This is a genomic window from Riemerella anatipestifer (assembly GCF_009670965.2).
Classification (GTDB): Bacteria; Bacteroidota; Bacteroidia; order Flavobacteriales; family Weeksellaceae; genus Riemerella; species Riemerella anatipestifer_B.
In genome coordinates this window covers 11830-37356 of record NZ_CP073240.1, presented here as the reverse complement: position 1 = coordinate 37356, position 25527 = coordinate 11830, and the positions used below count along the sequence as shown (strand labels likewise).

Genomic DNA, 25527 nt, shown 5'->3' with positions numbered 1-25527 from the left:
TTTATTTAATATTTTGTCAATTTAATGTGATTGGATAAAATGTCGCATAACGTTTGGCAAATTGGCGATGGAGCCGACTTTTAGCACAAATGTTGAATAGAATTACTAATCTTCAACATTGCACAAAAGTTCAATAGAAGTACTTCACCGGCTCTATTGCCAATTTGTTTGTTATGTGCCGTTTTATTCCATTTTATACATTTAACAATTGCTGAAACGTAAAGTCGGGTTTAAACATTTCAATTTCGTTTTGAGTTGATTCTTCTTGTGCTTCTTTGCCATAGATAAACATTTGCTGTTCATAATTTTCAATAGCCTCTTCAATGCTGTTAAATTTCCCATTGGTCAGATTATCCGACAATATCAAGGCATCCATCAACCCACTGTTTACGCCTTGTCCTGCAAAAGGAGGCATCAAATGAGCAGCATCTCCAATCATCGTTATGGGTAATGGACGCTTACTTTTCCAAGACTTATCTAAGGGAAATATTCGTGTCGCTAACCCTACAAAAGATGATGTCAAACGAATCAGTTCTTTGTAGCGTTCGTCCCAATCGGAAAATTTTTTCAGGAGAAAATCAACGACACTATTTCTGTCTTGAAAATCTACCCGCGTTTTGCTTTTCCATTCATCAGGTGTTTTAAAACTTATTCCAAAATGCAATGCACCATTATTATTAGGATTCGCAAATAATAAATTACCTTGATGAGCAGCCATTAGCCGGTTTCCATTGCAAAGCTGAAAAAATCCAGGACAGTTCACCTCCGGTTGATGAATATCGGCTTGTATATTGAAAGTACCTGTTTCTTCAACTTCCGTGTCGGTAACAAATTTTCTTACTTTAGACATTCCACCATTGGCAATAATAACCAGATCTGCTGTTTCACTCGATTTATCCTCAAAAGTTAGTATCCACTTCTCCTTATCAGGTTCAAGGGTAACAAGTTTTCTATCCCAAATGACGGTATCATTTTGTAAACTATTTAATAGGATAGTCCTTAAGTCATTTCTGTTTATTTCAGGATTGTCAAAACGATTTTCGGGTCTTACATTTTTTGTGGTTAAAATATTGCCCTTTTCATCAACAATATTTACACCCATTGGTAAAGCTAAGTCATAATAAGTTTGTAACAATCCCGCTCTTTTCATTGCTTCCTGTCCCGAATCCCTGTGCAGATCAAGTGTCCCACCAAAAATCCTTGCATCTTGGTCTTTGTCTCTCTCGTAAACTGTAATGTCCACGCCGTTTTGCTGTAACAATCTCGCCATTGTTAATCCAACAGGCCCGGCACCAATTATTGTAATTTTTTTATGTTTTAATAAAGTCATATTCTTGTTCGCTGGTTTTAATGTCAACTAATGTCTGTCAATTTAATCACTTTGTTTTTTTTAAATTCAAACACGGATTTTCCTGATAACTTTAGCTTTTGCCCTTTTTTTAAGCCGTTCGGAAAGTCCATTGCTAAAATTGCTTTATAAGCAATTTCTACTTCCGTGTTGTTGTCAAAATGCTTAAACGATTTAACGGTCTGTGTTCTCTTTGCAAAGTATGTTTTTGCTGTTTCTGCCTGTTGTTTAAACGCTGTTAACCCTTTCAGCGATAACCTTATATCATTATTTTGAATGTTTTCAAAAACAATATTATCGTCAAGGTCTGCAACCATTTTTTTGATATCAAATTGGTTGTATCCATCGATGTAGTTATTGATGATGTTTACTCTGTCGGTCATATTTTGTAATTATTTATCGGTTACATATTGGTGTTGTCTGTAGGTTGTTCTACGATAATTGCCAACTTTTAACTTCTATACGAAGGAACATGTTGGGATACTTGAACTTTCGATTTAGCGCCAACACGAGCAAACCGAAGTTAGCACCTACTCTCTATTCAGCATATTTTTTAAAAATACTTGTGGCAATGTGTCCGCCAAAACCAAAAGTATTACTCATTGCGTAATTCACTTGCCGTTGTTGTGATTGGTGTAACGTCAAGTTAAATATATCCCTATATTCAGGTTCAATATCTACCGAATTGATTGTTGGCGGAACAATGTTATTCTGAACAGCTTTAATACAAGCGATTGCTTCGATAGCCCCCGCAGCACCTAACAGATGTCCTGTCATTGATTTTGTCGCACTAATATTTAATTTGCCTTGTCTGCCGAAAAGTCTTGCTATTGCTTTTAATTCGCTCATATCGCCTTGTGGTGTTGATGTAGCGTGTGTGTTCAGATAATCTATTTCATTGGCGGAAATATTTGCGTCTTCCAATGCTAAAACCATACCTAAATATGCCCCTTCTCCCTCTGGGTGCGTACCTGTTAAATGATATGCGTCTGAAGCCATGCCACCGCCAGCAATCTCGGCAATAATCGGAGCATTTCGTTTTATAGCGTGTTCATAGTTTTCCAAAATAATTGCACCTGCTCCCTCGCCCATAACAAAACCGTCTCTGTTGATGTCAAAAGGACGTGATGCCATTTGCGGATTTTCATTTAAGGTTGACAATGCTTTTGACGCGTTGAAACCACCAACGGCACTTTCGTTAATAGGCGCTTCCGAACCGCCTGTTATTATCACGTATAGGAAGAATAAACGCCCTTTTCACCCAAGTCCAACAGCTTTGGACCGCAGTTGACTCTTTCGACACCCCTGCGATGCAACCCAATCCGGCTGACGGGGAGCCAGCAACGCTGAAAATTTACCCTCCTCTTTCCCACTAGCGGCTCCTTTTCCGACAACCAGCACGGCGGATCCCTGCCGCGGCGCTGTGAACGCAGCATTTTGATTGGTATCGTTGGCCTTCAGGCTCGTCAGTCAAACAGACCCAGGAGCAGCTCAGCCGGTGGCGCCCGGCTTTCGGGTAACGCCCTGGTCCCGCTGGTTTCGGCTTTGTGCTTCAGGTGATCAAGGATCTGCTTGATCACTATAGGGTCTTCAATGCAGGCGATGACTTTCATGGCGCCGCCGCAGCCGCTGCAGGTCTCGATGTCGATATTGAAAACACGCTTGAGCCGTTGCGCCCATGTCATCGACGCTCGCCGTTGTGCTGGTGTTGCCGGTTCATCAGCCACCCTGACCTTGTTGCCCCTGCCCCGTTTTGCCGGCGTGACCAACGCCCGGTGCCGACTGTTGGGTGCGAACACCCCGTGGAAGCGGGTTAGGTTGACTCTGGGCTTCGGTACCAGGGCGGCCAGCCTTGCAATGAAATCCAATGGTTCGAAAATGACGTGCGTGGTGCCGTCCCGGTACGGCGTCTTGAGCTGGTAGCGCACGTTGCCGCCTCGTGTTAACGACAGCCGCTTCTCGGATACCGCCGGGCGGCTGATGTACCGGCACAGCCGTTCGAGCTTCTTGCGTTCATCGGCCCTGGCCGCCACGCCGGCGTGCAGGCTGGACCCGGCTACCTTGCCAATCCCGTCACCGAACGGATCACCACTGGTCGGCAGAGTTTGCAAAGTGAACACCTTTCGCCCCGCCTGTGAACCGACAGCGATACGGTAAGTGATCGAGTGCCCCAGCAGGGGTGTCATCGGGTCGTCATCCACCGCATCCGAGGCCAGATAGCTGTTTTCGACATCCCGTTCCAGCAGGCCTTGCCGTTCCAGATAGCGACCCACCCGGTGGGCGATGGTGTGCGTCAGCTGGGTGAGCTCTGGGCTGGTCGGCGCCTTGACCCAGCGGAAACGCGCTGAGCCGTGGGATTGCTCGACATACACACCGTCGAGAAACAGCATGTGGAAGTGAACATTCAGATTGAGCGCCGATCCAAAACGCTGGATCAGGGTGACCGCGCCCGTCTTGGCCACTTGGTGGGTATGGCCCGCTTTCTTGACCAGGTGCGTGGCAATGACGCGGTAAACGATGCCCAGCACCCACCCCATGATCTCGGGCCGGCTGGCAAACAGGAAACGCAGCTGAAACGGGAAGCTCAACACCCACTGACGCATGGGTTGTTCAGGCAGTACTTCATCAACCAGCAAGGCGGCACTTTCGGCCATCCGCCGCGCCCCACAGCTCGGGCAGAAACCGCGACGCTTACAGCTGAAAGCGACCAGGTGCTCGGCGTGGCAAGACTCGCAGCGAACCCGTAGAAAGCCATGCTCCAGCCGCCCGCATTGGAGAAATTCTTCAAATTCCCGTTGCACATAGCCCGGCAATTCCTTTCCCTGCTCTGCCATAAGCGCAGCGAATGCCGGGTAATACTCGTCAACGATCTGATAGAGAAGGGTTTGCTCGGGTCGGTGGCTCTGGTAACGACCAGTATCCCGATCCCGGCTGGCCGTCCTGGCCGCCACATGAGGCATGTTCCGCGTCCTTGCAATACTGTGTTTACATACAGTCTATCGCTTAGCGGAAAGTTCTTTTACCCTCAGCCGAAATGCCTGCCGTTGCTAGACATTGCCAGCCAGTGCCCGTCACTCCGCGGTCTTCACTGCGTGATCGAGTTGATCGACACCCGCCGTGACACGCTCCATGAAGTGCCTGCCTGCGTCTGTTAGCCGAACGCCCCGCGCATGGCGCTCAAATAGCAGGACACCAAGGTTATCCTCCAGCGCTTTCACACGCGCGCTGACGCTCGACTGGCTGATACCAAGTGCCTTGGCCGCATGCCGAAAATTCAGATGCTCGGCGACGGCGATGAACTGAACAAGGGAAATGAGCGGTATCCTGCCAGACAGGATACCGACATTCACGAGGTTTCGATGGTTAGTGCGCCGCATCGGAGCGGGCCTGCTACCAGTCGTCGGTTAGACGACTGGCGACTTCTCGGTGGCAGCCCCACGGAGCCGAAGGAGCACCAGCCCCAACGAAACCAGTACCGCCATCGCCGTGGCGTAACAGATCACGGGCCACGCTGTGTCACCGTTTAAAAGTGCCACCGCCAATGTCCCGACAATGCTGACTATCAGGCTTTGAACGCAGAAGTAGAACGCGACCGCTGATCCCGCGATGTCGTCGAACTCTGCCAAAGCGCCGTTCGCGGTAACGGACACCGTGAAGACAATACCGACCGCGACAACCCACATCGGTAGGATGAAGGTGAGGAATGACGGCGAGCCGTAAAGTTCGCCGATCCCCAACAGGACCGCTCCGCAAACAAGCAACGCCATCCCACGCGCCACGCATCCTGCGATGCCCCATCTGGCGACAAAGGACTTCGCGAAACGGGTTGTCACGATCATTACAAGCGCGACAGTGGCGAAGGCAAAGCTGAATCCGATCTCGGAATATTCCGCTTGGCCTATGAGCACACGGGGAGCCGTCGAGAAGAAGACGAAGTAGGTGCCCATACCGGCGCTAAAGCCGACAGTGTAAACCCAAAAAGCCGGACTCGCGAAGATCGTCAAGACAGATCGGCGCGTCTTGACTTGATCCAGAGGGCGGGTTTCGTGCCACCTGAAACCCGCATTTAGGAGTGCGAGCATCGCCAGTATAGCCAAAGTAATGAATATCGCCTGCCATCCCAAGAACTCGCCGATCAATGCTCCGGCGATAGGGCCGAGCGCAGGCACGAACGCCAGTATCGAACTGAAAAGGCCGTAGATGACGACACCCTCAGGACGGTTGGCATAAACGTCGCGAACCGTCGCGAACGTCGCCACCAGCATGGCCGACGCGCCCACTGCTTGAAGTAGACGGAAAGCGACAAAGGCCGGTGCAGTTGAAGACCAAGCTGCTCCCAGAGACGCAATGACGAAAGCCGTTGCGCCCGCAAGTAGAATTGGCCGTCGCCCGATTCTGTCTGAGAGCGGACCAAAAATCACCTGGCCCACGCCGAGCATCACCATATAGAGGCTCAACGTGAGTTGGATCATAGCGGGCGTCGTGTTCAGGATGCCGGGCATCGCTGGAACGACAGGGAGATAAATATCCATCGCCAGTGAAGCGAGGATGTCGAAAGGAGCCATCAGCAGCAGTGCTGCCGGCAGCGTATAGGCCCACGCGGGGCGTGTGGTGGCTTCGGTTACTATTTTTTCTTTTGTTTCCATAAAGCAAAGATATAAATGCTGAATTCAACTTGCAAATGCAACAGAATTCTGATTAATAATTTGTTTAAATTTTTCGTTTGGCGTGAGGTATCCAAGTCTTTTACGAGGTCGATTATTGAGTTTATTTTCAATCCACTTAATCTGTTTGTTGGTTACTTCACTAAAGTCCTTACCCTTTGGGATATACTGCCTGATAAGCCCGTTGGTGTTTTCATTGGCACCACGTTCCCATGAGTGGTATGGTTTGCAAAAATAGAATTTTATTTCCAATTTTTGCGCAATTTCCTCGTGCTTTGCAAACTCCTTTCCATTGTCAGCCGTAATTGTGTGTATTAAGTTTTTCACTTTCCGCAGTGCCCATACTGCAATCTTAGCTACCGGGATGGCTTCTTTTCCCGACAACTTGCGTATCCAGACCCTGCTTGTTGCTCTGTCGTTAATGGTAAGAATGGCACCTTTGTGGTTCTTACCAATAATTGTATCTATCTCTAAATCACCAAATCTCTCCTTCAGTTCCACTATCTCGGGACGCTCATCAATATCCACCCTGCCTGGGATAAATCCTCGCCCTGCATTTTTAGAACCACGTTTGGCATACCTGCGACCTTGTCTGCGAAGATATTTGTGCAGTTTGCCACCCCGCCGCTTATCCTCCCAAATCCAGCGATATATCGTTTCGTGAGATACCATCGCAATTCCCTCCAAGCGGCTCCTGCCGACAATCTGCTCCGGGCTGAATCCTTTCTTCAACAGCTTTATTATCCGTTTTCTCATTGCCGGTGTAAGCACTTCCTTGCGATGTTTTTGCTGCTTGCGCCTGTCTGCTTTTCGCTGGGCAAGCTCCATGCTATAGCTACCACTTCGGGCGTCGCAATTGCGCTTTATCTCCCTGTAAACAGTGCTTTTATCTACTCCGATAGCTTCCGCTATTGCTTTTTTGCTCATCGGTATTTGCAACATCATAGAAATTGCATACCTTTGTTCCTCGGTTATATGTTTGCTCATCTGCAACTTTTTTTTCTTTGGACGGACAATTAAAGCAAAGATAGCAAACTTTATCCATTCAGAGTGAGAGAAAGGGGGACATTGTCTCTCTTTCCTCTCTGAAAAATAAATGTTTTTATTGCTTATTATCCGCACCCAAAAAGTTGCATTTATAAGTTGAACTCAAGTTATTATACTTTTAATTAGAAGCAGGAATTTTGAAGTGGTGAATGAGAACATTGTTTACGCATTTAGTTATAGGCTGTATTAGATTGAAGCAGGGTAATATTGCCCTATAATTAAATTTAATATTTTTATGAGTCGATTACAAAGACAACAAAACATCGATGGTTTAATTAATGCGTTAGAAACCATCTCAAAGAGCCAATGTTCTCTTTCGGAAAACGAAGTAAGTTTATTAAGTGATGCGATTGCAAAGCTGAATGATTTACGAAGAAAAAAAGGACTGACTAACAAACACTATCAGCTGGAAGTGGCGGGTATTGTGGATTTAATTAATCAATTCTTAATTGTGTAGAATATGGAAGTCAGTTATTTATTAATCCGAGCCCACTTTAAATTTTTTTTTCATTATGGATTTAGGCTCAATTATAAAAAATATTAGAAAACGCAAGGGGCAAAACCAAACGGAGTTTGCCCAAAGTTGCGGAATAACCCAAACCTATCTTTCTCAGATAGAAAATAATCAAAAAGAACCTAACTTATCAACTCTAAAAGATATTAGTAAAAATTTGGATATTCCTTTGCCAATATTATTTTTTCTGTCTTTGAATGAAGAAGATATTCCCCAAGAAAAACGCAAAGCCTTTGAAATTGTTAATCCCTCTGTAAAATCTTTAATCAATGAGTTCTTTACCAAAGATAGATAAAATACACTTACCAACCATTATCAGAAAATCTCAAAAAGATTTAGATAAATTGGTAGAAAATCTTGATGGTTATTATAGGGAGTGGAGCAAAGTAAAATTAGATAAAGAAACAGGATTGCCAAAGAAAGATAAAAATGGTAATATAAAATCGAGAATAGTAAGAGAATCCAAAGGAATTATAAAAGACATACAAGGCAGAATTTCGAATAGAATATTAAAACATATAAAATTACCAAATAATATTAAAGGAGGAGTTAAAGGCGAAAGTAATATTACTAATGCTAGGTTTCACAAAGGAAATAGGTATATTTTCACTACTGATTTAGAGAACTTTTTTCCTTCAATTAAAGTAGGGAGAGTGTATGAAACTTTGTTAATGTTTAATAAATTAACTACACATTATATAACAAGGTTTTCAACTTGGAAAGGGGAAGTTCCACAAGGAATAAGAACGAGTACTTACATTGCTAATCTTGTTTTTCTTGAAACAGATTATAAGTTGATAGAATTTTGCGAGAAAAATAATATAAAATACACAAGATTTATAGATGATTTGACATTTTCTTCACAAGTTGATTTTGGAGATAAAATAGCACATATTTTGGAAATCATTCATCAAAGTAAATTCAGAATAAATTGGAGAAAAACAAAATATGGAGGAAAGCAAATAGCGACAGGAATTCAACTTAATCCAAGTAGAATGATTGCTCCTAAAACAATACTTGATAAAGTAGAATTTGAGAAATTATTACCACAAGAAAGCCCTAAACCATATACAAGATATAAAGAAAATATAGATAGGGTAAATGATAATAAAATGAAAAATATAGCCTCTTAAGGGCTATACTTTTCATAATTAAAATCATAGTCATTATTTACAGGTGTTCTTGGATAATTAAGGATATAATCAATCTCATCACTGAATACTCTGCGTTTTTCCTTCATTGTTCCTTTTTGATATAGCAGATGTTCGTGGAGTTCTGGGATGTAGTCAAAATAGTAATTTTTATAGATAGTGTTCTTGCTATAAGAGAATAGAGAAATCTCTATTTGGTTGCATTTCCAACCAAATGTGATCAATATTTTACTAATTCCTTTTCTTCTTTTTTGCTGTCTTTTTCTGCGGAGTTCTATCATTTATTTTAAATAGTTAATAATACAATTAATCTTTTTACTAATTACTTATCCTTCTCTACCCTATAAAAAGTGGTTTTACTAATCCCAGCTTGTTTACACGCCTTATCAATCGGAATATTTTTATTCTCATAAAGGTGTAAGGCAAATTGATATTTTTCCAAAGTTTCTTTGGCAACGCCTTTGGGTCTGCCCAAGTGCTTATTTCTTCGCCTCGCTCCCTCCAAGCCAATTTTAGTCCTCTCGGAAATGAGATTTCGTTCAAATTCCGCTACTGCCCCAAAAATTTGAATAATGAATTTTCCATTTGCGGAAGTGGTATCAAAAGCAGGTTCAGAAATACTCTTGAACAATACGCCTTTTTGGTTAAATACATCAATGAGCTCTACCATATTTTTAAGGGAACGGAAAATTCTGTCGGTTTTGTAGACTACGACTATATCGCCTTCACGGAGGAATGAAAGCATTTCATTAAGCCCTTTTCTGTCCTCACGAACGCCACTGGCAACATCGGTATAGATTTTTTCGCAACCAAAGTTTTGGAGTAAATCTACCTGTGTCTGAATATTCTGCTCCGAAGTAGAAACCCTTGCATAACCGAAAATCATTATTTTATAAAATATAAGTTACCAAAAATTAGAATATACAAAACTACTAAAAGAAACGATAAAAAGCACGGATTTTAATTTAAAATCCGTGCTGTTATTTTAGTTCCGAAAAATGTCGGTTTTTTGGAGATACTAACCCCAAAAATAAATCCGCAATATCGCGGAAGTGATGATTAAACTTTTAGAAAAACCTAAACCTTTTCTTTGGAATCTTTTGAGGTGGGTTCTGATGGTTAAATTGTTCCTTTCAATATGATTGGTTTGATATCGTTTAGTAGAGTGTATTTTGCTTGAAATAAGATATTTATAGTGTTTTAATTTATCTGTATAAATCCTCTTCGGATTAGAATACATCAGAGTTTTGATAACAGATTGTAAAGTGTTTGTAGTTCGCCTTCCGATTTGGAAACTCACTACATTTTTACTTTTTCTTTCCAACGCATAGACCAGCCAAAACAGCCTGTTCTTACTTTTGCTGAAAAAACGCATTTCATCTACTTCATAGGTTTTGTTAAAGGAAATTATTGGATTTTTAATGTTTTTAGCAATGATAATCAGTCTTTTTAGAATTGTGGTGGTGGAAATTTTTAGCACCCTTGAAATAGAACGAATGCCTAAACCCTCTTTGGTGAGTTGAACAATTTTCTGATTAATACGAGGCAAATAGGCTTGGTAGGTATAGAAATCTAAAAATCTTTTGTGACAATTTTTACATAGATATTGTTGTTTTTGGGTCTTGGTATGTCCGTTTTTAATGATGTTTTTAGAGTGGCAATGCGGACAAATACCCACATCACTAACTCTGAAACACAAGGTTTGAAACTCCATATTTTAAGCCTTATTTTGGGTCATAAAAATACTAAAAGAATAGGATATCCCTATTCTTTTAGAAATGATTTTATGATTATTTATTTTGATAATCAAAAGTTTATAATTTAGTTTTTGCCCATCACTAACTTTGAAACATTACCCTCCGTAGGATAAATTATCATTGTATTGAGCAAAATATAATGTGGGCAGTATCCCTAATAGTAAGTATAGCTTCTGCATTTCAGGTGATTATCTATAATGATAACAAAAGTAAACCATATTTTTTAATAGCAAAATTTATTTTCAAATAATTAGAAATAGTTTTTGTGTTAAAAGTAATATTTGTAGTATATTATTTTATATGTTGTAAATAATTATTATATTTGCCCTGTGTAAAATATATAACTTTTATGAAAGTAATTTCGGTTATTACGGAAAAAGGAGGGGTAGGAAAAACTACAACATCTATTCACTTGGGGGCTACTTTTAGTGAAATGGGTAAACGAACTCTGATTATAGATTTTGATGCCCAACGAAATTTGTCTCTTGGGTATAAAATCTCAAAAGATTTTCCCTATACGGTTAAAAATTTTATTGAGAAAACAGGAAATTTTAGATTGACTCAAAAGGGTGAAAATTTGCTTATTCTTGCGGGAGATAGAAACATAGAGGAAAGTATATATAAGAGGTTTGACCTAAAAGAGATGATAGATATTTTGGCTTCTAAGATGACGCTGGATTTTATTATTATTGATTGTCCTCCTCGCCCACTCAGCGGTAAAATTGGCTTGGGAGAAATCGCATTATGTGCATCGGATTATATTCTCTCCCCTATTGAGGCCGAAGAATATTCCATTGAAGGAATTAATGAGCTTCTGCCATCGGTAAAAAGAATTATAGATAATCATAATCCTAAACTGAAATTTTTAGGTTTTTTCTTTAATAGGGTTTTGACCAACACTAAAAATTTTAAAGAATATAGCGACTTGGCAAAAAAGCAGGCGGAGCAATATTTTTTGGAGACTTTTATCCGTCAAGATGTCAATGTAGAATATGCTAAAAAAGAAGGAAAAACCATTTTTCAAGTGGCACCGAATTCAAGGGCAAGTGAGGATTATAAAAATTTAGTAAAAGAGATTTTAAACAAAATAGAAAAATAAAATATGGAAAATGTTTTTCAGCTTGATATTTTGGACACTCCAAATATTGAGAAAATAAAAATGATAAAGTATGGTTTTAGAATTTATGTAAAGGACTGGGAATGGCTGAAGGAGTTGGTAAAATATGAAATAGTGAAGAATGAAAATTTGGAGTATAATAATTCCAAAGCCATTAGTGAGGCTGTTCAATTACTTATGGAAAAACACGGAGAAATAAAACCAAGAAAAACAAACATAAGATACAGACCAGGGCGAAGAGATAGTCCCAATGATGTAAAAGTGACCTCTACTTATCTTTCAGAACCACAGGTGGAGTATTTGAAGAATTATCACTTTAATACGATATTTGGTAAGGGAAATTTGGAGTATTCTCAAATGGAGCTTTTCTCTGAATTGGTCAATGGTTTAAAAGAAAAATATAAAGACAAGTTTTGAATTATAAATATTATATAAAGTATAGTATTTCAAATAATTAATGCTTTTATAACAAGTATATATAGTATGGTAAAATTTATAGTTTATATAATTTTATTATTTATATGAATTAAATAAAATAATATACTTTATATAAAATAAATAAGAACGATGACAACAAAAACTTATGAAGCAGCGGTAAAACTCAGCACTGGACAAGTGGTGGTTTATCATAATATCAATACAGGATTGTATAAGTTCCATAGGTTTTTGAATGAAAAATTCTCAGGAGAACAGAGATGGCTTTATTATAAAGTGAGAAGAAAATCCACAAAGGAAATTGTTGGATATTATAGAAACTCCTTAGAGTCAAGAAAAATCGAATTGATAAGATTGTATTTAAAACCCATTTGTAATGAGAGAGGTACGGGATATTTTATCCCAATTACCTACATCAGAAATGGGTATGATATTGTAAGAAATCTTTTCATTGCAAAATCTCAAATAGAAAATGTAGCCGAAAATCATATCGTTATCCCTCAAAAAATACTAGAAAAAATGATAGAGAAAGGCAGAGAAGATTTATATCAATATTATCTTACAAATCATCATCAACTGGATAAAGAGGATATTCGTTTAGGTAAGATTCTTTTTGACAAACAAATTAAAGAAATTGAAGGAAGAGCAGAAGAGTTTCCAAAGCTTAATTTTCCATAAAAAAGCCTAATATTTTCATAGAAGAAAATAAAAGGCCTTTTGAAGAATAACTTCCATTTCTTGCAATGCAAATATATAGAAAAAAGGTTTATGAGTAAAATAGACACAAGAAAAATCATTAGAAAAGAGTTTAAAAATCTTTCAAAAGCCGAAATTATTCGTTTTGGGAATAGTTTTGTAGATGAGTTTTTATTTGAAGGAAATAAGGCGGTGGATATTCCTATCAACGCCCTAAGGACTATTTTCAATATTGTGGCAGATTTACGAAACGAACAATTACGCCCACAAGATAAACCACAACAGCTTTCACTTTTTGAAGATGAATTTGAAACCGAGCATAATACTTTTGCTTCAATGAAAATCAAAAACTCTCTTATTTCTCCTAGCGGAAGTTCTAAGCAGGTTATTCAAGCTATTGAATTTCTCACGAAATTTAAAATGGGTTGGTATACTTCTACTAATTCCAAAGGAAAGGAAATAAAAACTTATGGAGGGCTTATAACAGCTCCTACTTATGACGAGAGAGGATATACATCTTTTTTAATCAGTAGCTATTGGCTGAAAAAATTGATAGTTATCCCTGAATATAATTCTACATTATACAATTTGGTATATAATGTAAAAAATAACAAACATATCATTTTTGCCATTTGGCTCGCAAAAATCCCTTATGAAGGGACAACATTAAAGCTAAGTACATTTAATGAAAAATTTGGTGTAAATTATTCTACGGCAAAAGATTTTTGTGGTAAATTTTTAAAATCTGTGAGACAAAATTTGGATAAGTTTAGTATGATTTCTTTTAATTATAGCATTTCAGGAGATAAAATTCACATAAAGCCATATGCTACTAAAAAAATATCCGATGAAACCATTACAGAGGAGACACAAGATAGTATTTTAGTACGCCAAAGGCTGAGATATTTTAAAAGAAGACACCAGCTTACCGATGAAGAAATAGAAAGTTTAGAATACCACTATAAAAGTAATTATAATAACCGAGAATGGGTAGAAAATGCATATAAGAATTTTGTGAGTGATAATAGAAAACAAGGGAGGAAATCAGATGGATATAAAGGGCAGGAGTTTCTGAAAATTTTTCAGGAATATATTATCCTTGTATATAGAAAGAGTAAAACAGGAGAAGTATTACCCAATGGCTATCCTAGAATTATATAATTTCGGAATTCCACTCCCCTCATTTCGGAATTCCACTCCCCTCACTTTCGGAATTCCACTCTCTTTTGTTAAAGAAATGTTAAAAAACGGGTGTTTTCAAAATTTATTTCGGAATTCCACTCCCCTGAATAGAGTGATTTTTCGGAATTCCACTCCCCTTATCGTGAAGGAGAGTATTTTTACATATAACTTTCGGAATTCCACTCCCCCTAAAAAAGGCTGTTTTTCGGAATTCCACTCCCCTCACTTTCGGAATTCCACTCCCCTCACTTTCGGAATTCCACTCCCCCTAAAAATAGCATAAAAATTTATATTTCAGTATTTTGAAAGACTCCTTAAAAGTATATTAAAAAGAATTTAAAAGTTTTTATATTTAAAAGAAAAACAAGGTTAATAAACAAAAACAAAAAGTCCAAGAAATGGATCTAAAATTTAATTGTAGTATATAAAGTATGTTAAGTTATATAACTTAACTATAAGCGTTTTTTTTAAAAAACAGCCATACCCAAAAAGCACACTTTATTTTTATATACTAAGCAATTTATAATCTATACTTTTTATGTAAAATATTTATTAAATTTGATTAGGTAAAAAATATAAATGTCATTATTCTATGAATATATATTTTTATACTTTACACAATAAAATAAGTAGAAACTTCGTTGTATGAGTAGATGGAAATTATTTTAGGTCAAGAAGTAAGCAAAGATATACAAAACCTTAATATTTCATATTACAGATTTCGTATATTTTCCAACTTCTTGGTCATCTCCTAAGGTCGCTGACAATCAAAAAAACCGCTCAATTTATGATAGATTTTAATTGGGATTTGTCCCAAATCTCCGATACCGATTTAGAAGATTTCGAGCGTAAGTTCTCCGAAGAAAGGCAAAAACGAGAACTTGCCGAGAAGCGAAAACATTGGGGTAAGCTAGGCGGTCGTCCTGCTCCTAATGGGGTTCGTAATGTTCAAAAAAATCTTCGTTTACGCGAAGATGAATATCTCAAAATAGAGCAAAAATCGAAGGAAGTAGGACTTAGCGTTTCCGAGTTTTTGCGAAGGAGTGCGTTAGAAATTCCCTTACCAGACCCCGTTCGGAATAATGAATTAATCAAGGCTCAGATTCACTTTAAAAGGATAGGCAATTATTTTCAAAAGAAAATTTGGAGTGTCGAAGAAAAGCGAGAAGTTATCGATGAGATAAAGAAAGTATCCTCTATTATCAAGAAGAACTTAAAGTAAAGTTTTTCATAAAAGTGACTAAAAATTAAAAATGATAGCAAAAGCCAAAGCAGTAAAAGGGAGTAAAGCAGGAGCAAGGTATAAAGAACTTGAAGAAAAAGATTCTATATTTCTCTTTCAAAACGATATGATAGGAGAAAACTGGAAGGAGCGATATGAAGAACTTCGAGCTACCGCAGCTTTATACACAGGCAGCCGATTAGAAAAACCCTTTATAGAAAATGTAATTAGTCCTTCCAAAGAAGTAGGGAGTTTTATCACAGAAGAGGGGCTTAGAGAATTAGCTCAAAACTATGCTGATAAGATGGGATATTCAGATAACAAATGGTATGCTATAGCCCATAGAAATACAGATGATATTCATATACATATGATAGTTTGTAGAGTGAATATGCGAGGAGTGTGCAGTATTGAAAATTATAAAATAGGGGAGCGTTCAGGTCAAGTGGCCACCAAAATTGCTAAAGAAAAAGGTTGGCGTACTGCACAAGAAATCTCTGCCGAGAAGAAAAAGAATATAGAGCAAAGTCTTCTTTCCTGTATCCGAGAGAGTGACGATTGGGAAAAAGTAAAGAGAAAAATGAGGGAAAGAGACTATCATTTAGAATTATCTTACAAGAGTGATGGTTCGCTCAATGGAGCGAGGATTATTCCCATTTCAGAACTGGGGTATAATGGGAGTGAAAGTGAGATAGAAAAAATCAGTAAAAAAGGGTATAAACTATCGGAAATCAATAGGAAATTAAAGATATTGGATTTAGATAAACATTTGAAATTGAATCGTTTGAATGTAGAAGCTAATGAAGAGAGAACTATTAGAATGAGAAGATGATTTTTCATAATAATAAAATATTAAAAGCATAAAAAAATAATAAATCGACATAAAAAATGGAAGAACAGAAACCACAGAACCCTATCCAAGTGATATTAGGAGATATTTCAGAAAATTTACGAAATATCCATTTGGAAACATCGGCATTAAAGAAGGAAGTAGCATATTTAGGAAAGAGAGAAACTATTGATGTAGATAATGAGTTACAAAGATTTAAGCAAGAGTTAGATAAGATTTCATCCGAAATGGATGAAAAGTATCTTTCTTTTTTGGAAAATTTTAAACAGGAAATAGCAGAGAAATCCAGTATATCCGTGTCTATTGATAAGATTCAAATGAAGGAAATCACCGATTTTAATCGTTTTCTTAGGTTGTATAGGTATATTCCTTTAGCAATAATGGGAGTATCGTTGATTATTGCTTCTGTTACGAGTGTAATGGCTAGTAATTTTTATAAAAAATCCATTTCTACAAAGGAAAAAGTAATTATTGAGTTGAAAGAAGATGGACAAGTAATACTACCAAGAGAAGAGGTTCAAGAAGTCAATAGGCAGTTAATGATACTGCGAGAATGGAGAAAACTTAATCCGAAAGATAGCAAAAGTCTAGATGATTTTGAACTTGGGTGGAAGATGAGAGGGAAATAATATTACTTAGATAAATATTGGAAAACTAGCTTCAAAATTAAAGATAGTTTTCATTTTTATAATGTTTAAGTTGTTGCTCTAAAAAGGCAATTTTTTCTTCTAATAGATGGATTTGTTTTTTTATTCGTTCGTATTGAATAATATTTTTATGATTGAGGGATAATATATTTCGTATTTTTGCAAAAAAGATAATATAAAAAACGAAACCCAGCGATATGCTTTTTTACAAAAGCAGGGAAACACTGGGAATAATATGGTGCAAATATATAAATAAAAAATTAAAAACAAAAATATACTATGAAATTTACAACTTTTCAAGATGTTTTTTCGGAGCCGAGAATTAATAGATACTTAATAGCGACAAATGGACATAAAAGGAGAGCAAAGACATTGTATAAATATAATCTAAAATTATCCCAAGAAATGTTTATGGTAATATCTTGTTTTGAAATAGCATTGAGGAACGCCATAGACAAACATTACACAGAGGAATATGGAGATAATTGGTTGAAAAAATTTATTAGTCCTAATGGTAATTTTGATAATATTAAGACTCGAAGAACAAAAGAAATAATAGAAAAAGCCGAAAAAGATTTAGGTAAAAAATATACACATCATAGACATATTGCGAGATTGGAGTTTGGGGTATGGACATATTTATTTGATAAGAATCAATACAGGGCTGGGGGATTAACATTAATAAAAATATTTCCTAAAAAATCCATAGGGAAAGAATACAATCAGTCTTATATTCATAGTAAATTGAGTGAGATTAATAAGTTTAGAAATAGAATAGCACATCACGAACCTATATGTTTTGGAGATAATACAAATCTAATAGATACACAAAATACAAGGAGAATATATACTCAGATTATGATATTTTTTAGATGGTTAGGGATTGATGGCAAAAACCTTTGGAATACACTAGATATAGGAAAGGTAAATAAGATTTGTAGAGCGATTGAAAAATTAAAATAAAAATATTTTTACAAAATTTATTAACTGTAAGAAATATTTTTGTATATTTGCACCGTAGTTCTTTGAAAAAGATGTTTTGAAGTCTATTAACTAAATGGAGTTCATTTTTGTTTAATAAGTTTTTGTAAAATTAAACAACCCTAATTATTAGGGAGTTTGGGGGCGATAATTATGCGATTCCACATCCATAAAACCGTACTACCCCCATAAAATTATTGCTTCAAGTATTAGCTGAATTCAACTTGCAAATGCAACAGAATTCTGATTAATAATTTGTTTAAATTTTTCGTTTGGCGTGAGGTATCCAAGTCTTTTACGAGGTCGATTATTGAGTTTATTTTCAATCCACTTAATCTGTTTGTTGGTTACTTCACTAAAGTCCTTACCCTTTGGGATATACTGCCTGATAAGCCCGTTGGTGTTTTCATTGGCACCACGTTCCCATGAGTGGTATGGTTTGCAAAAATAGAATTTTATTTCCAATTTTTGCGCAATTTCCTCGTGCTTTGCAAACTCCTTTCCATTGTCAGCCGTAATTGTGTGTATTAAGTTTTTCACTTTCCGCAGTGCCCATACTGCAATCTTAGCTACCGGGATGGCTTCTTTTCCCGACAACTTGCGTATCCAGACCCTGCTTGTTGCTCTGTCGTTAATGGTAAGAATGGCACCTTTGTGGTTCTTACCAATAATTGTATCTATCTCTAAATCACCAAATCTCTCCTTCAGTTCCACTATCTCGGGACGCTCATCAATATCCACCCTGCCTGGGATAAATCCTCGCCCTGCATTTTTAGAACCACGTTTGGCATACCTGCGACCTTGTCTGCGAAGATATTTGTGCAGTTTGCCACCCCGCCGCTTATCCTCCCAAATCCAGCGATATATCGTTTCGTGAGATACCATCGCAATTCCCTCCAAGCGGCTCCTGCCGACAATCTGCTCCGGGCTGAATCCTTTCTTCAACAGCTTTATTATCCGTTTTCTCATTGCCGGTGTAAGCACTTCCTTGCGATGTTTTTGCTGCTTGCGCCTGTCTGCTTTTCGCTGGGCAAGCTCCATGCTATAGCTACCACTTCGGGCGTCGCAATTGCGCTTTATCTCCCTGTAAACAGTGCTTTTATCTACTCCGATAGCTTCCGCTATTGCTTTTTTGCTCATCGGTATTTGCAACATCATAGAAATTGCATACCTTTGTTCCTCGGTTATATGTTTGCTCATCTGCAACTTTTTTTTCTTTGGACGGACAATTAAAGCAAAGATAGCAAACTTTATCCATTCAGAGTGAGAGAAAGGGGGACATTGTCTCTCTTTCCTCTCTGAAAAATAAATGTTTTTATTGCTTATTATCCGCACCCAAAAAGTTGCATTTATAAGTTGAACTCAAGAAGTATTCACCTGTAAGAAGTTACTAATGACAAAAAAGAAATTGCCCGTTCGTTTTACGGGTCAGCACTTTACTATTGATAAAGTGCTAATAAAAGATGCAATAAGACAAGCAAATATAAGTAATCAGGATACGGTTTTAGATATTGGGGCAGGCAAGGGGTTTCTTACTGTTCATTTATTAAAAATCGCCAACAATGTTGTTGCTATTGAAAACGACACAGCTTTGGTTGAACATTTACGAAAATTATTTTCTGATGCCCGAAATGTTCAAGTTGTCGGTTGTGATTTTAGGAATTTTGCAGTTCCGAAATTTCCTTTCAAAGTGGTGTCAAATATTCCTTATGGCATTACTTCCGATATTTTCAAAATCCTGATGTTTGAGAGTCTTGGAAATTTTCTGGGAGGTTCCATTGTCCTTCAGTTAGAACCTACACAAAAGTTATTTTCGAGGAAGCTTTACAATCCATATACCGTTTTCTATCATACTTTTTTTGATTTGAAACTTGTCTATGAGGTAGGTCCTGAAAGTTTCTTTCCACCGCCAACTGTCAAATCAGCCCTGTTAAACATTAAAAGAAAACAGTTATTTTTTGATTTTAAGTTTAAAGCCAAATACTTAGCATTTATTTCCTGTCTGTTAGAGAAACCTGATTTATCTGTAAAAACAGCTTTAAAGTCGATTTTCAGGAAAAGTCAGGTCAGGTCAATTTCGGAAAAATTCGGTTTAAACCTTAATGCTCAAATTGTTTGTTTGTCTCCAAGTCAATGGGTAAACTGTTTTTTGGAAATGCTGGAAGTTGTCCCTGAAAAATTTCATCCTTCGTAGTTCAAAGTCGGGTGGTTGTCAAGATGATTTTTCTGGTTTGGTGTCGTCTTTTAAGCTGCCGCATAACGGTTACGTATTGGCGATGGTGGGGCATTTGAAAAACGTCAGCCCAACATTTGCACTAATGCCCGATAGAAGCACAAATGTTGAATTTATAACTATCAGCCCCACTATTGCCAATACGATGTTGGTGGCTGGGCTTCTTTCAAAAGAACTCGTCTAATAATATATAAAACTCTATTTTATTTTTGTTTGGCTTATCAAGTCCATATACCTTGTAAAATATGTCAACCATTTCTGGTCTAAAATTATCTCGTATGTTTCTAACAGCAAGTGCAATATCTTGATATTTATCTGTTATACCTCCATTGCCAATGTCTATAAAACCACTTAAGTTATGATTGTCAAAAATTAAGTTGTCAAAACAGTAATCTCCGTGTGTAAACACTAATTCATAGTCTGATGGCTTTATGCTTAATAATTTCACAAATAGTTCTTCGGGGCTGTAAGTTTGATTTTCGGGTTGTAAGTCTGTAAAATCAATTAACCCACTATCTAAATTAAATCTTGCTTTTGAAATTTTCAAGTCAAGGTGTTGAACCAACGCAGTATTGTCAATTTTCAAAGAATGAAGTTTTTTCAATGATATTGCATATTGCTTAATAATTTCTTCAGTTTCTATTTTATCAAAATAATATTCAAGAGTTTTTCCTTGCAGTTCCGTCATACATAACAATTCAAAGTCGCTTAATTGTTCATAAAAAATAATCTTAGGAACTGGAATTTTTCCGTCAAGCCATAAATAATTTTGATAATCGTATTTGAGGTTTACATTATGGTTACTATAAATTTGTTTTTTGAGAATAAAACTCTTTGATTCATCTGTCGTAACCCTGAACAATTCAGCATTTGTTGAACCACCTGAAATTTGTGTGGTAGTATAATTTCCAAAATATTTGTCAAGTTGATTTTTTACGTCTTTACTGATGTCCATTTGCTGTGTCTTTTAGCCTTGCCACCAACGGTTCGGGGCTTTGCGAGGGAGCGGATTTTATGCACAAACGCTCTATCGAAGAACCGAACTACAAATTTAGCAAAAAGTTTCATACGAAGCACTTAACCCGCTCTCTTGCAAAATCCTTGTTACCTGCTGGCTGTTTTTTTTGAAATGTATATATTTTTAGGTTGCTATTTTATCAACTTCTTTCCTTAAATAATTCAAATTGGTTTCATATTCTTCCAAATTAAGTTTATCAAATTGTAGTTGTTCAATGAATTCAAAAATATCTTGAAGTTTTCTGCTTATCTGATAATAGCGTAATGTACTTTCGTTTATTTGATAATCGGGATTGAGTTCATAATATCTCTTCATAAACGAATTGAAATATGGTTGCTCGTAAAAGCCGAATATATCTGCCTCGGGTGGTGCAAACGTTATCCCTTCCCAATCTATAAGATACAATTGCTGTTTGTCAGAGATGATGTTCCAATGATGGATATCTGTATGACATAAACAATTCTTCAAACTCTGTCCTTTTAAAAATTCGGACAAGTTATTCCATTCATTCACTTGATTTTTAATAGTTAAAATACTGGGTTTTAAAACCTCCTGGATATCAGCTTTTAAATCATCAAATTTTCTTTCCGTCCAATCCAATAATTTAGAGATGAACGAAAGCTCAAATGTTTCAGAAATCTGTTCAACATCAAAAGGAAAATCTTTTAAATTATGTAGTTGACTAACAATTTCGGCTAATTGTATGACTTGTTCTTCTGTCAAATTCTGTTCCGCAACTGTTTCTCCATCAATGTAATCAAACAAAATGTAGAGATAATTTTCATCTTCGCACTTTAAATTTCCGAATTGAGTTTTAACTAATCGAATTATTTTTCCGTTAAGTGACGTTTGATTCTCAATCCAATTCACTATTGGAAGATAAATATCTATATGTTCAGTTAAATAAGATGTCGATTTTCTACTTTTTTCGTAAACTTTTAAAAAGTAAAATTTTCCATTTCCACTTTCAATTTTATAAGCTAAGGAAGCCCAACCACCTCGCAGTTTAGAAATCAAGTTCGTTTCGATATGATATTTTTCTTGTAATATTTTTATCAATATTTCATTCATCTCTTAAAACGGATTTTTGTTTTCAGCTTGCAGGTAACGGTTAGTATATGAAAAGTAGGCGATTTCGAAGTGCCAAATTTTCGGTTAAGCACAAAGTATAATACGAGCCAAAAGCCTTGAATTTACTACTGTTTCGCCTATTTTTTATATACATTGTTAGCGGGTCGTTGTTTTTGTTTATCAGTCATTTATGTGTTTTTCTATTCCATCAATAATTGATTTCCAATCATCAACGTGTAATTCGTGTCCTGTACCTTCAAGGGTGATTAGATTTGAACCTTTTATTTTTTCTAGTAAAAAACCTGCATTCTTATAATGCCAAATTTTGTCGTCTGTTCCGTGGATAATTAAGGTGGGTTGTTTGATTTCGTTTAATCTGTTCCAATATTCTTCACCACCTTGCAATGCAGCGTGATTGAACATACTTATATAATTGTTGGCTCTATTGAACTCAGCTCTTATCAGTTTTTCACTTCTTTGTTTGTCAAATTGTTTCTTGCCACTCATTAATTCTGCACCCTGAATTAAATAGTTTACCACACTGTCTTCATTTGTCCAATTGACTGTACCTGCTTTACTATGGAAATCTAAAATACTCGTGTCCATTTCAGGTATAGTTGGGTCTGAGTCTCCCCAAGGGCCTGATGACATAAGAGTTAAGGAGTTAACTCTGTCGGCAAACTTTATTGATGCTATTTGAGAAATTAGTCCGCCCAAAGAAATCCCCACAAAATGTGCTTTGTCAATCTTGTAGCCATCCAATATTGAAATAGCGTCATTAGTTAAGTCAACAATATCGTATGGAGTAGAACCTGGTTCATAATTAGTGGATTTTCCTACATCTCTGTTGTCGTAACGAATAACAAAAAATCCTTTTTCAGATAATTGTTGGCAAAATTCAGTGTCCCAATACAGCATTGATACGGTTGCACCTGCTACCAAAAGGATTGCTGGATTTTTCTTATTTCCAAAACTTTCCGTACAGAGTTCAATGCCGTTTGTTTTAATTATTTTCTCTTTCATTTCTGTTTTCCTTTGTTTGCAACTGATTATTATCAGTCCTAAAATTAATATCCAAAGTAGTTTTTTTTTCATTTATCAATGTTTAACTGTTATGCTGGTATCTTTCACAATGCCCGCTAACGGCTGGCAAATTGGCGATGGAGCCGACTTTTAGCACAAATGTTGAATAGAATTACTAATCTTCAACATTGCACAAAAGTTCAATAGAAGTACTTCACTGGCTCTATTGCCAATTTGTTTGTTATGTGCCGTTTTATTCCATTTTATACATTTAACAATTGCTGAAACGTAAAGTCGGGTTTAAACATTTCAATTTCGTTTTGAGTTGATTCTTCTTGTGCTTCTTTGCCATAGATAAACATTTGCTGTTCATAATTTTTAACAGCCTCTTCAATGCTGTTAAATTTCCCATTGGTCAGATTATCCGACAATATCAAGGCATCCATCAACCCGCTGTTTACGCCTTGTCCTGCAAAAGGAGGCATCAAATGAGCAGCATCTCCAATCATCGTTATGGGTAATGGACGCTTACTTTTCCAAGACTTACCTAAGGGAAATATTCGTGTCGCTAACCCTACAAAAGATGATGTCACACGAATCAGTTCTTTGTAGCGTTCATCCCAATCGGAAAATTTTTTCAGGAGAAAATCAACGACACTATTTCTGTCTTGAAAATCTACCAGAGTCTTGCTTTTCCATTCATCAGGTGTTTTAAAACTTATTCCAAAATGCAATGCACCATTATTATTAGGATTCGCAAATAATAAATTACCTTGATGAGCAGCCATTAGCCGGTTTCCATTGCATAGCTGAAAAAATCCAGGGCAGTTCACCTCTGGTTGATGAATATCGGCTTGTATATTGAAAGTACCTGTTTCTTCAACTTCCGTGTCGGTAACAAATTTTCTTACTTTAGACATTCCACCATTGGCAATAATAACCAGATCTGCTGTTTCACTCGGTTTATCTTCAAAAGTTAGTGTCCACTTCTCCTTATCAGGTTCAAGCGTAACAAGTTTTCTATCCCAAATGACGGTGTCATTTTGTAGGCTATTTAATAAGATAGTTCTTAAGTCATTTCTGTTTATTTCAGGATTGTCAAACCGATTTTCGGGCTTTACATTTTTTGTGGTTAAAATATTACCCTTTTCATCAGCAATATTTACACCCATTGGTAAAGCTAAGTCATAATAAGTTTGTAACAATCCCGCTCTTTTCATTGCTTCCTGTCCCGAATCCCTGTGCAGGTCAAGTGTCCCACCAAAAATCCTTGCATCTCGGTCTTTGTCTCTCTCGTAAACTGTAACGTCCACGCGGTTTTGCTGTAATAATTTTGCCATAGTCAGTCCAACGGGTCCACCACCAATTATTGCAACGTTCTTATCACTAAGTAAATTCATTTGTTTGTCTGTATCTATTCGCATTGTCATTCAAAAATGGCACATAACGAAAAATGGTAGCCGTAGTTGCCGGATTTACAGCACTTTCGTATCAATTTAGCACTTCGGTTCGTTAAAAGCACCAAAGTATCAAGTTGGCACGAAAGCCGGCAATTATCGGCTACCATATGTTAGTGGCATTTATCATTTCATTATATTCATTTGCTTTAACGCATTTTTTGTTACATTAATTCTCGATGAAATAAAATCATCAACATTCAATCCGTCTGTCGGAATTACATTTGTTGCAAAAAAATAAACATTAGATTTTGTTTCAACATAACCAACAAACCAACCATTATATTTTTCTTCTATCGAACTTAATCCAGTCTTACCGCTTAAAATGTAATTTTCAGTTCGCTCAATTTCCATAATATTTTTGACAATCTTTATTGTCCTATCAGAAATTGGAAATTTTGAAAAATAGAATTTCCTCAAAAAGTCGATTTGTTGTTTTTGAGATATTTTTGAATTTCCTTCAAGCCAAAAATTGTCAATCGTTAAACTGTCAAAAATCATATTTTTATACTCAAATTTTTCTAAATATTCTTTCATTTTAATTGTTCCGATTTTCCTTGCAATTTCCTGATAGCAAGGAACACAGGAAATTCTAAAAGCATCTTTAAATGATAAATCTTTTTCCCAAATATCCATTTTTCTCTGCTCGCCATTCCATTTTAAAATAGTTGTATCATTTTCAATAATGCCTAATTCAACAGCAATTATAGAATTTGGAATTTTGAATGTTGATGCAGGTAATTTTCCGTTTTTAGCCCAATCAAAGTCATTTGAGTAAAAAGTATTCTTGTCGTTATCATAAATTAGAATTGCTCCTTTTACCTTTAAACTATCTAATATATTTCTAAATTCAGGTTTTACAATTTCATTTGATTTTAAACTTTTAGTTTGACAATATCCATTAAGATTTACTAATAAAATTAGATTCAGAAGTATAAATATTTTTTTCATTTTAGTATGTTTTTTTCTATTTCCTCTGTCGCACAAAGATGACGCACAACGGTCGGGTATTGCCGAAGGTGGGGCTTATTAGCACCCAACTTCAACCAAAATACCATACTTCAAAGGTAAACAAATTTTTCTAAAATGCAAATATCCCCCGCTTGCGGCAATA

General features: G+C 36.8%; 27 protein-coding genes and 1 pseudogene. 12 read left to right on the top strand and 16 right to left on the bottom strand.

From position 1 onward, the window contains the following. Positions 1 to 193: 193 nt before the first annotated feature. The 7 genes and pseudogenes from tet(X) (D1J36_RS09880) to D1J36_RS09850 all read right to left on the bottom strand — a co-directional run bounded on the left by tet(X) (D1J36_RS09880) (position 194) and on the right by D1J36_RS09850 (position 6999). Positions 194 to 1330 (bottom strand): tetracycline-inactivating monooxygenase Tet(X), encoded by a 1137-nt coding sequence (tet(X), locus tag D1J36_RS09880; RefSeq protein ID WP_435896787.1) that lies wholly within the window; start codon positions 1328 to 1330, stop codon positions 194 to 196. A gap of 23 nt (positions 1331 to 1353) precedes the next feature. Continuing rightward, positions 1354 to 1731: a nuclear transport factor 2 family protein gene (locus D1J36_RS09875; protein WP_154138267.1), complete on the bottom strand. Its 378-nt coding sequence runs from the start codon at positions 1729 to 1731 to the stop codon at positions 1354 to 1356. 154 nt (positions 1732 to 1885) lie between these two features. After that, a pseudogene (locus tag D1J36_RS09870) lies at positions 1886 to 2581 on the bottom strand (beta-ketoacyl-[acyl-carrier-protein] synthase family protein); the annotation flags it as partial. 233 nt (positions 2582 to 2814) lie between these two features. Next, entirely contained in the window at positions 2815 to 4308 is a 1494-nt protein-coding gene (locus tag D1J36_RS09865; RefSeq protein ID WP_001120888.1) for an IS91-like element ISCR2 family transposase, read from the bottom strand. 111 nt (positions 4309 to 4419) lie between these two features. Further along, positions 4420 to 4725: a LysR family transcriptional regulator gene (locus D1J36_RS09860; RefSeq protein WP_001255015.1), complete on the bottom strand. Its 306-nt coding sequence runs from the start codon at positions 4723 to 4725 to the stop codon at positions 4420 to 4422. Positions 4726 to 4752: 27 nt separating this feature from the next. Further along, on the bottom strand, positions 4753 to 5994 hold the full coding sequence (gene floR / locus D1J36_RS09855) for a chloramphenicol/florfenicol efflux MFS transporter FloR (RefSeq protein ID WP_154138268.1): 1242 nt from the start codon (positions 5992 to 5994) through the stop codon (positions 4753 to 4755). A 24-nt stretch (positions 5995 to 6018) separates the two neighbouring features. Further along, a complete protein-coding gene (locus tag D1J36_RS09850; RefSeq protein ID WP_005794072.1) occupies positions 6019 to 6999 on the bottom strand; it encodes an IS30-like element IS4351 family transposase in 981 nt (326 codons plus the stop codon). A 295-nt stretch (positions 7000 to 7294) separates the two neighbouring features. Here D1J36_RS09850 and D1J36_RS09845 point away from each other — a divergent pair, with 295 nt between their 5' ends. Genes D1J36_RS09845 through D1J36_RS09835 form a run of 3 tightly spaced genes read left to right on the top strand, consistent with a single transcriptional unit; the run spans position 7295 to position 8706 of the window. After that, positions 7295 to 7516, top strand: a complete 222-nt coding sequence (locus D1J36_RS09845) for a hypothetical protein (protein ID WP_154138262.1) — start codon at positions 7295 to 7297, stop codon at positions 7514 to 7516. 55 nt (positions 7517 to 7571) lie between these two features. Beyond that, positions 7572 to 7868: a helix-turn-helix domain-containing protein gene (locus tag D1J36_RS09840; RefSeq protein ID WP_154138261.1), complete on the top strand. Its 297-nt coding sequence runs from the start codon at positions 7572 to 7574 to the stop codon at positions 7866 to 7868. After that, positions 7843 to 8706 (top strand): reverse transcriptase family protein, encoded by an 864-nt coding sequence (locus D1J36_RS09835; RefSeq protein ID WP_154138260.1) that lies wholly within the window; start codon positions 7843 to 7845, stop codon positions 8704 to 8706. The genes D1J36_RS09840 and D1J36_RS09835 overlap by 26 nt, the downstream gene beginning before the upstream one ends. Here D1J36_RS09835 and D1J36_RS09830 read toward each other — a convergent pair. The 3 genes from D1J36_RS09830 to D1J36_RS09820 form a co-directional block, all read right to left on the bottom strand. After that, entirely contained in the window at positions 8703 to 9005 is a 303-nt protein-coding gene (locus tag D1J36_RS09830; protein WP_154138259.1) for a hypothetical protein, read from the bottom strand. The two genes, D1J36_RS09835 and D1J36_RS09830, sit on opposite strands and share 4 nt — an antisense overlap. Positions 9006 to 9046: 41 nt before the next feature. Then, entirely contained in the window at positions 9047 to 9610 is a 564-nt protein-coding gene (locus D1J36_RS09825; protein WP_154138258.1) for a recombinase family protein, read from the bottom strand. 132 nt (positions 9611 to 9742) lie between these two features. Further along, positions 9743 to 10438, bottom strand: a complete 696-nt coding sequence (locus D1J36_RS09820; RefSeq protein ID WP_154138257.1) for an IS1 family transposase — start codon at positions 10436 to 10438, stop codon at positions 9743 to 9745. 392 nt (positions 10439 to 10830) lie between these two features. Between D1J36_RS09820 and D1J36_RS09815 the strand changes: the two genes are divergently transcribed. The 8 genes from D1J36_RS09815 to D1J36_RS09780 all read left to right on the top strand — a co-directional run bounded on the left by D1J36_RS09815 (position 10831) and on the right by D1J36_RS09780 (position 17593). Further along, positions 10831 to 11580: a ParA family protein gene (locus tag D1J36_RS09815; protein ID WP_154138256.1), complete on the top strand. Its 750-nt coding sequence runs from the start codon at positions 10831 to 10833 to the stop codon at positions 11578 to 11580. A gap of 3 nt (positions 11581 to 11583) precedes the next feature. Beyond that, on the top strand, positions 11584 to 12015 hold the full coding sequence (locus D1J36_RS09810) for a hypothetical protein (RefSeq protein ID WP_154138255.1): 432 nt from the start codon (positions 11584 to 11586) through the stop codon (positions 12013 to 12015). Between the two features lie 150 nt (positions 12016 to 12165). Next, complete coding sequence (locus D1J36_RS09805; protein ID WP_154138254.1) at positions 12166 to 12711, top strand: hypothetical protein; 546 nt, start codon at positions 12166 to 12168, stop codon at positions 12709 to 12711. A 90-nt stretch (positions 12712 to 12801) separates the two neighbouring features. Further along, the gene (locus D1J36_RS09800; protein WP_154138253.1) at positions 12802 to 13890 is read left to right on the top strand and encodes a hypothetical protein; all 1089 of its coding nucleotides are present in this window, start codon (positions 12802 to 12804) and stop codon (positions 13888 to 13890) included. A gap of 808 nt (positions 13891 to 14698) precedes the next feature. Next, complete coding sequence (locus tag D1J36_RS09795) at positions 14699 to 15133, top strand: plasmid mobilization protein (protein ID WP_154138252.1); 435 nt, start codon at positions 14699 to 14701, stop codon at positions 15131 to 15133. 31 nt (positions 15134 to 15164) lie between these two features. Beyond that, complete coding sequence (locus tag D1J36_RS09790; protein WP_154138251.1) at positions 15165 to 15965, top strand: relaxase/mobilization nuclease domain-containing protein; 801 nt, start codon at positions 15165 to 15167, stop codon at positions 15963 to 15965. 56 nt (positions 15966 to 16021) lie between these two features. Beyond that, positions 16022 to 16612: a hypothetical protein gene (locus D1J36_RS09785; protein WP_154138250.1), complete on the top strand. Its 591-nt coding sequence runs from the start codon at positions 16022 to 16024 to the stop codon at positions 16610 to 16612. A 297-nt stretch (positions 16613 to 16909) separates the two neighbouring features. Further along, positions 16910 to 17593 carry an Abi family protein gene (locus D1J36_RS09780; RefSeq protein ID WP_154138249.1) on the top strand — a complete coding sequence of 228 codons (684 nt, stop codon included), beginning with the start codon at positions 16910 to 16912 and terminating at the stop codon, positions 17591 to 17593. Between the two features lie 237 nt (positions 17594 to 17830). On the opposite strand, the gene D1J36_RS09775 is transcribed toward D1J36_RS09780, so the two are convergent. Next, positions 17831 to 18811, bottom strand: a complete 981-nt coding sequence (locus tag D1J36_RS09775; RefSeq protein ID WP_005794072.1) for an IS30-like element IS4351 family transposase — start codon at positions 18809 to 18811, stop codon at positions 17831 to 17833. Between the two features lie 193 nt (positions 18812 to 19004). On the opposite strand from D1J36_RS09775, the gene erm(F) reads away from it, so the two are divergent. After that, positions 19005 to 19805, top strand: a complete 801-nt coding sequence (gene erm(F), locus D1J36_RS09770) for a 23S rRNA (adenine(2058)-N(6))-methyltransferase Erm(F) (protein ID WP_004295323.1) — start codon at positions 19005 to 19007, stop codon at positions 19803 to 19805. A 205-nt stretch (positions 19806 to 20010) separates the two neighbouring features. Here the strand turns inward: erm(F) and D1J36_RS09765 are convergent, their stop codons facing one another. From D1J36_RS09765 to blaOXA, 5 genes are all read right to left on the bottom strand, one after another. Next, a complete protein-coding gene (locus tag D1J36_RS09765) occupies positions 20011 to 20799 on the bottom strand; it encodes an APH(3') family aminoglycoside O-phosphotransferase (protein WP_154138269.1) in 789 nt (262 codons plus the stop codon). Positions 20800 to 20985: 186 nt separating this feature from the next. Then, positions 20986 to 21933, bottom strand: coding sequence for an aminoglycoside phosphotransferase family protein (locus D1J36_RS09760; RefSeq protein WP_114304532.1), 948 nt, complete (start codon positions 21931 to 21933; stop codon positions 20986 to 20988). Positions 21934 to 22113: 180 nt separating this feature from the next. After that, the gene (gene estT, locus D1J36_RS09755; RefSeq protein WP_006744646.1) at positions 22114 to 23028 is read right to left on the bottom strand and encodes a macrolide hydrolase EstT; all 915 of its coding nucleotides are present in this window, start codon (positions 23026 to 23028) and stop codon (positions 22114 to 22116) included. 191 nt (positions 23029 to 23219) lie between these two features. Beyond that, positions 23220 to 24386, bottom strand: coding sequence for a tetracycline-inactivating monooxygenase Tet(X) (gene tet(X) / locus D1J36_RS09750; RefSeq protein WP_252339449.1), 1167 nt, complete (start codon positions 24384 to 24386; stop codon positions 23220 to 23222). Positions 24387 to 24539: 153 nt separating this feature from the next. Next, entirely contained in the window at positions 24540 to 25364 is an 825-nt protein-coding gene (gene blaOXA, locus D1J36_RS09745) for a class D beta-lactamase (RefSeq protein ID WP_154138265.1), read from the bottom strand. Positions 25365 to 25527 lie beyond the last annotated feature (163 nt).

Excerpts from the sequence above, each read along its gene's own strand:
- D1J36_RS09785 (WP_154138250.1), top strand. The coding sequence starts at position 16,022 with ATGGAAGAACAGAAACCACAGAACCCTATCCAAGTGATATTAGGAGAT.
- floR (WP_154138268.1), bottom strand. The coding sequence starts at position 5,994 with ATGGAAACAAAAGAAAAAATAGTAACCGAAGCCACCACACGCCCCGCG.
- D1J36_RS09840 (WP_154138261.1), top strand. The coding sequence starts at position 7,572 with ATGGATTTAGGCTCAATTATAAAAAATATTAGAAAACGCAAGGGGCAA.
- D1J36_RS09765 (WP_154138269.1), bottom strand. The coding sequence starts at position 20,799 with ATGGACATCAGTAAAGACGTAAAAAATCAACTTGACAAATATTTTGGA.
- D1J36_RS09830 (WP_154138259.1), bottom strand. The coding sequence starts at position 9,005 with ATGATAGAACTCCGCAGAAAAAGACAGCAAAAAAGAAGAAAAGGAATT.
- D1J36_RS09760 (WP_114304532.1), bottom strand. The coding sequence starts at position 21,933 with ATGAATGAAATATTGATAAAAATATTACAAGAAAAATATCATATCGAA.
- D1J36_RS09835 (WP_154138260.1), top strand. The coding sequence starts at position 7,843 with ATGAGTTCTTTACCAAAGATAGATAAAATACACTTACCAACCATTATC.
- D1J36_RS09780 (WP_154138249.1), top strand. The coding sequence starts at position 16,910 with ATGAAATTTACAACTTTTCAAGATGTTTTTTCGGAGCCGAGAATTAAT.
- D1J36_RS09850 (WP_005794072.1), bottom strand. The coding sequence starts at position 6,999 with ATGAGCAAACATATAACCGAGGAACAAAGGTATGCAATTTCTATGATG.
- D1J36_RS09875 (WP_154138267.1), bottom strand. The coding sequence starts at position 1,731 with ATGACCGACAGAGTAAACATCATCAATAACTACATCGATGGATACAAC.
- estT (WP_006744646.1), bottom strand. The coding sequence starts at position 23,028 with ATGAAAAAAAAACTACTTTGGATATTAATTTTAGGACTGATAATAATC.
- D1J36_RS09865 (WP_001120888.1), bottom strand. The coding sequence starts at position 4,308 with ATGCCTCATGTGGCGGCCAGGACGGCCAGCCGGGATCGGGATACTGGT.
- blaOXA (WP_154138265.1), bottom strand. The coding sequence starts at position 25,364 with ATGAAAAAAATATTTATACTTCTGAATCTAATTTTATTAGTAAATCTT.
- D1J36_RS09810 (WP_154138255.1), top strand. The coding sequence starts at position 11,584 with ATGGAAAATGTTTTTCAGCTTGATATTTTGGACACTCCAAATATTGAG.
- D1J36_RS09845 (WP_154138262.1), top strand. The coding sequence starts at position 7,295 with ATGAGTCGATTACAAAGACAACAAAACATCGATGGTTTAATTAATGCG.
- D1J36_RS09800 (WP_154138253.1), top strand. The coding sequence starts at position 12,802 with ATGAGTAAAATAGACACAAGAAAAATCATTAGAAAAGAGTTTAAAAAT.
- D1J36_RS09775 (WP_005794072.1), bottom strand. The coding sequence starts at position 18,811 with ATGAGCAAACATATAACCGAGGAACAAAGGTATGCAATTTCTATGATG.
- D1J36_RS09825 (WP_154138258.1), bottom strand. The coding sequence starts at position 9,610 with ATGATTTTCGGTTATGCAAGGGTTTCTACTTCGGAGCAGAATATTCAG.
- D1J36_RS09820 (WP_154138257.1), bottom strand. The coding sequence starts at position 10,438 with ATGGAGTTTCAAACCTTGTGTTTCAGAGTTAGTGATGTGGGTATTTGT.
- D1J36_RS09860 (WP_001255015.1), bottom strand. The coding sequence starts at position 4,725 with ATGCGGCGCACTAACCATCGAAACCTCGTGAATGTCGGTATCCTGTCT.
- D1J36_RS09795 (WP_154138252.1), top strand. The coding sequence starts at position 14,699 with ATGATAGATTTTAATTGGGATTTGTCCCAAATCTCCGATACCGATTTA.
- D1J36_RS09790 (WP_154138251.1), top strand. The coding sequence starts at position 15,165 with ATGATAGCAAAAGCCAAAGCAGTAAAAGGGAGTAAAGCAGGAGCAAGG.
- D1J36_RS09805 (WP_154138254.1), top strand. The coding sequence starts at position 12,166 with ATGACAACAAAAACTTATGAAGCAGCGGTAAAACTCAGCACTGGACAA.
- D1J36_RS09815 (WP_154138256.1), top strand. The coding sequence starts at position 10,831 with ATGAAAGTAATTTCGGTTATTACGGAAAAAGGAGGGGTAGGAAAAACT.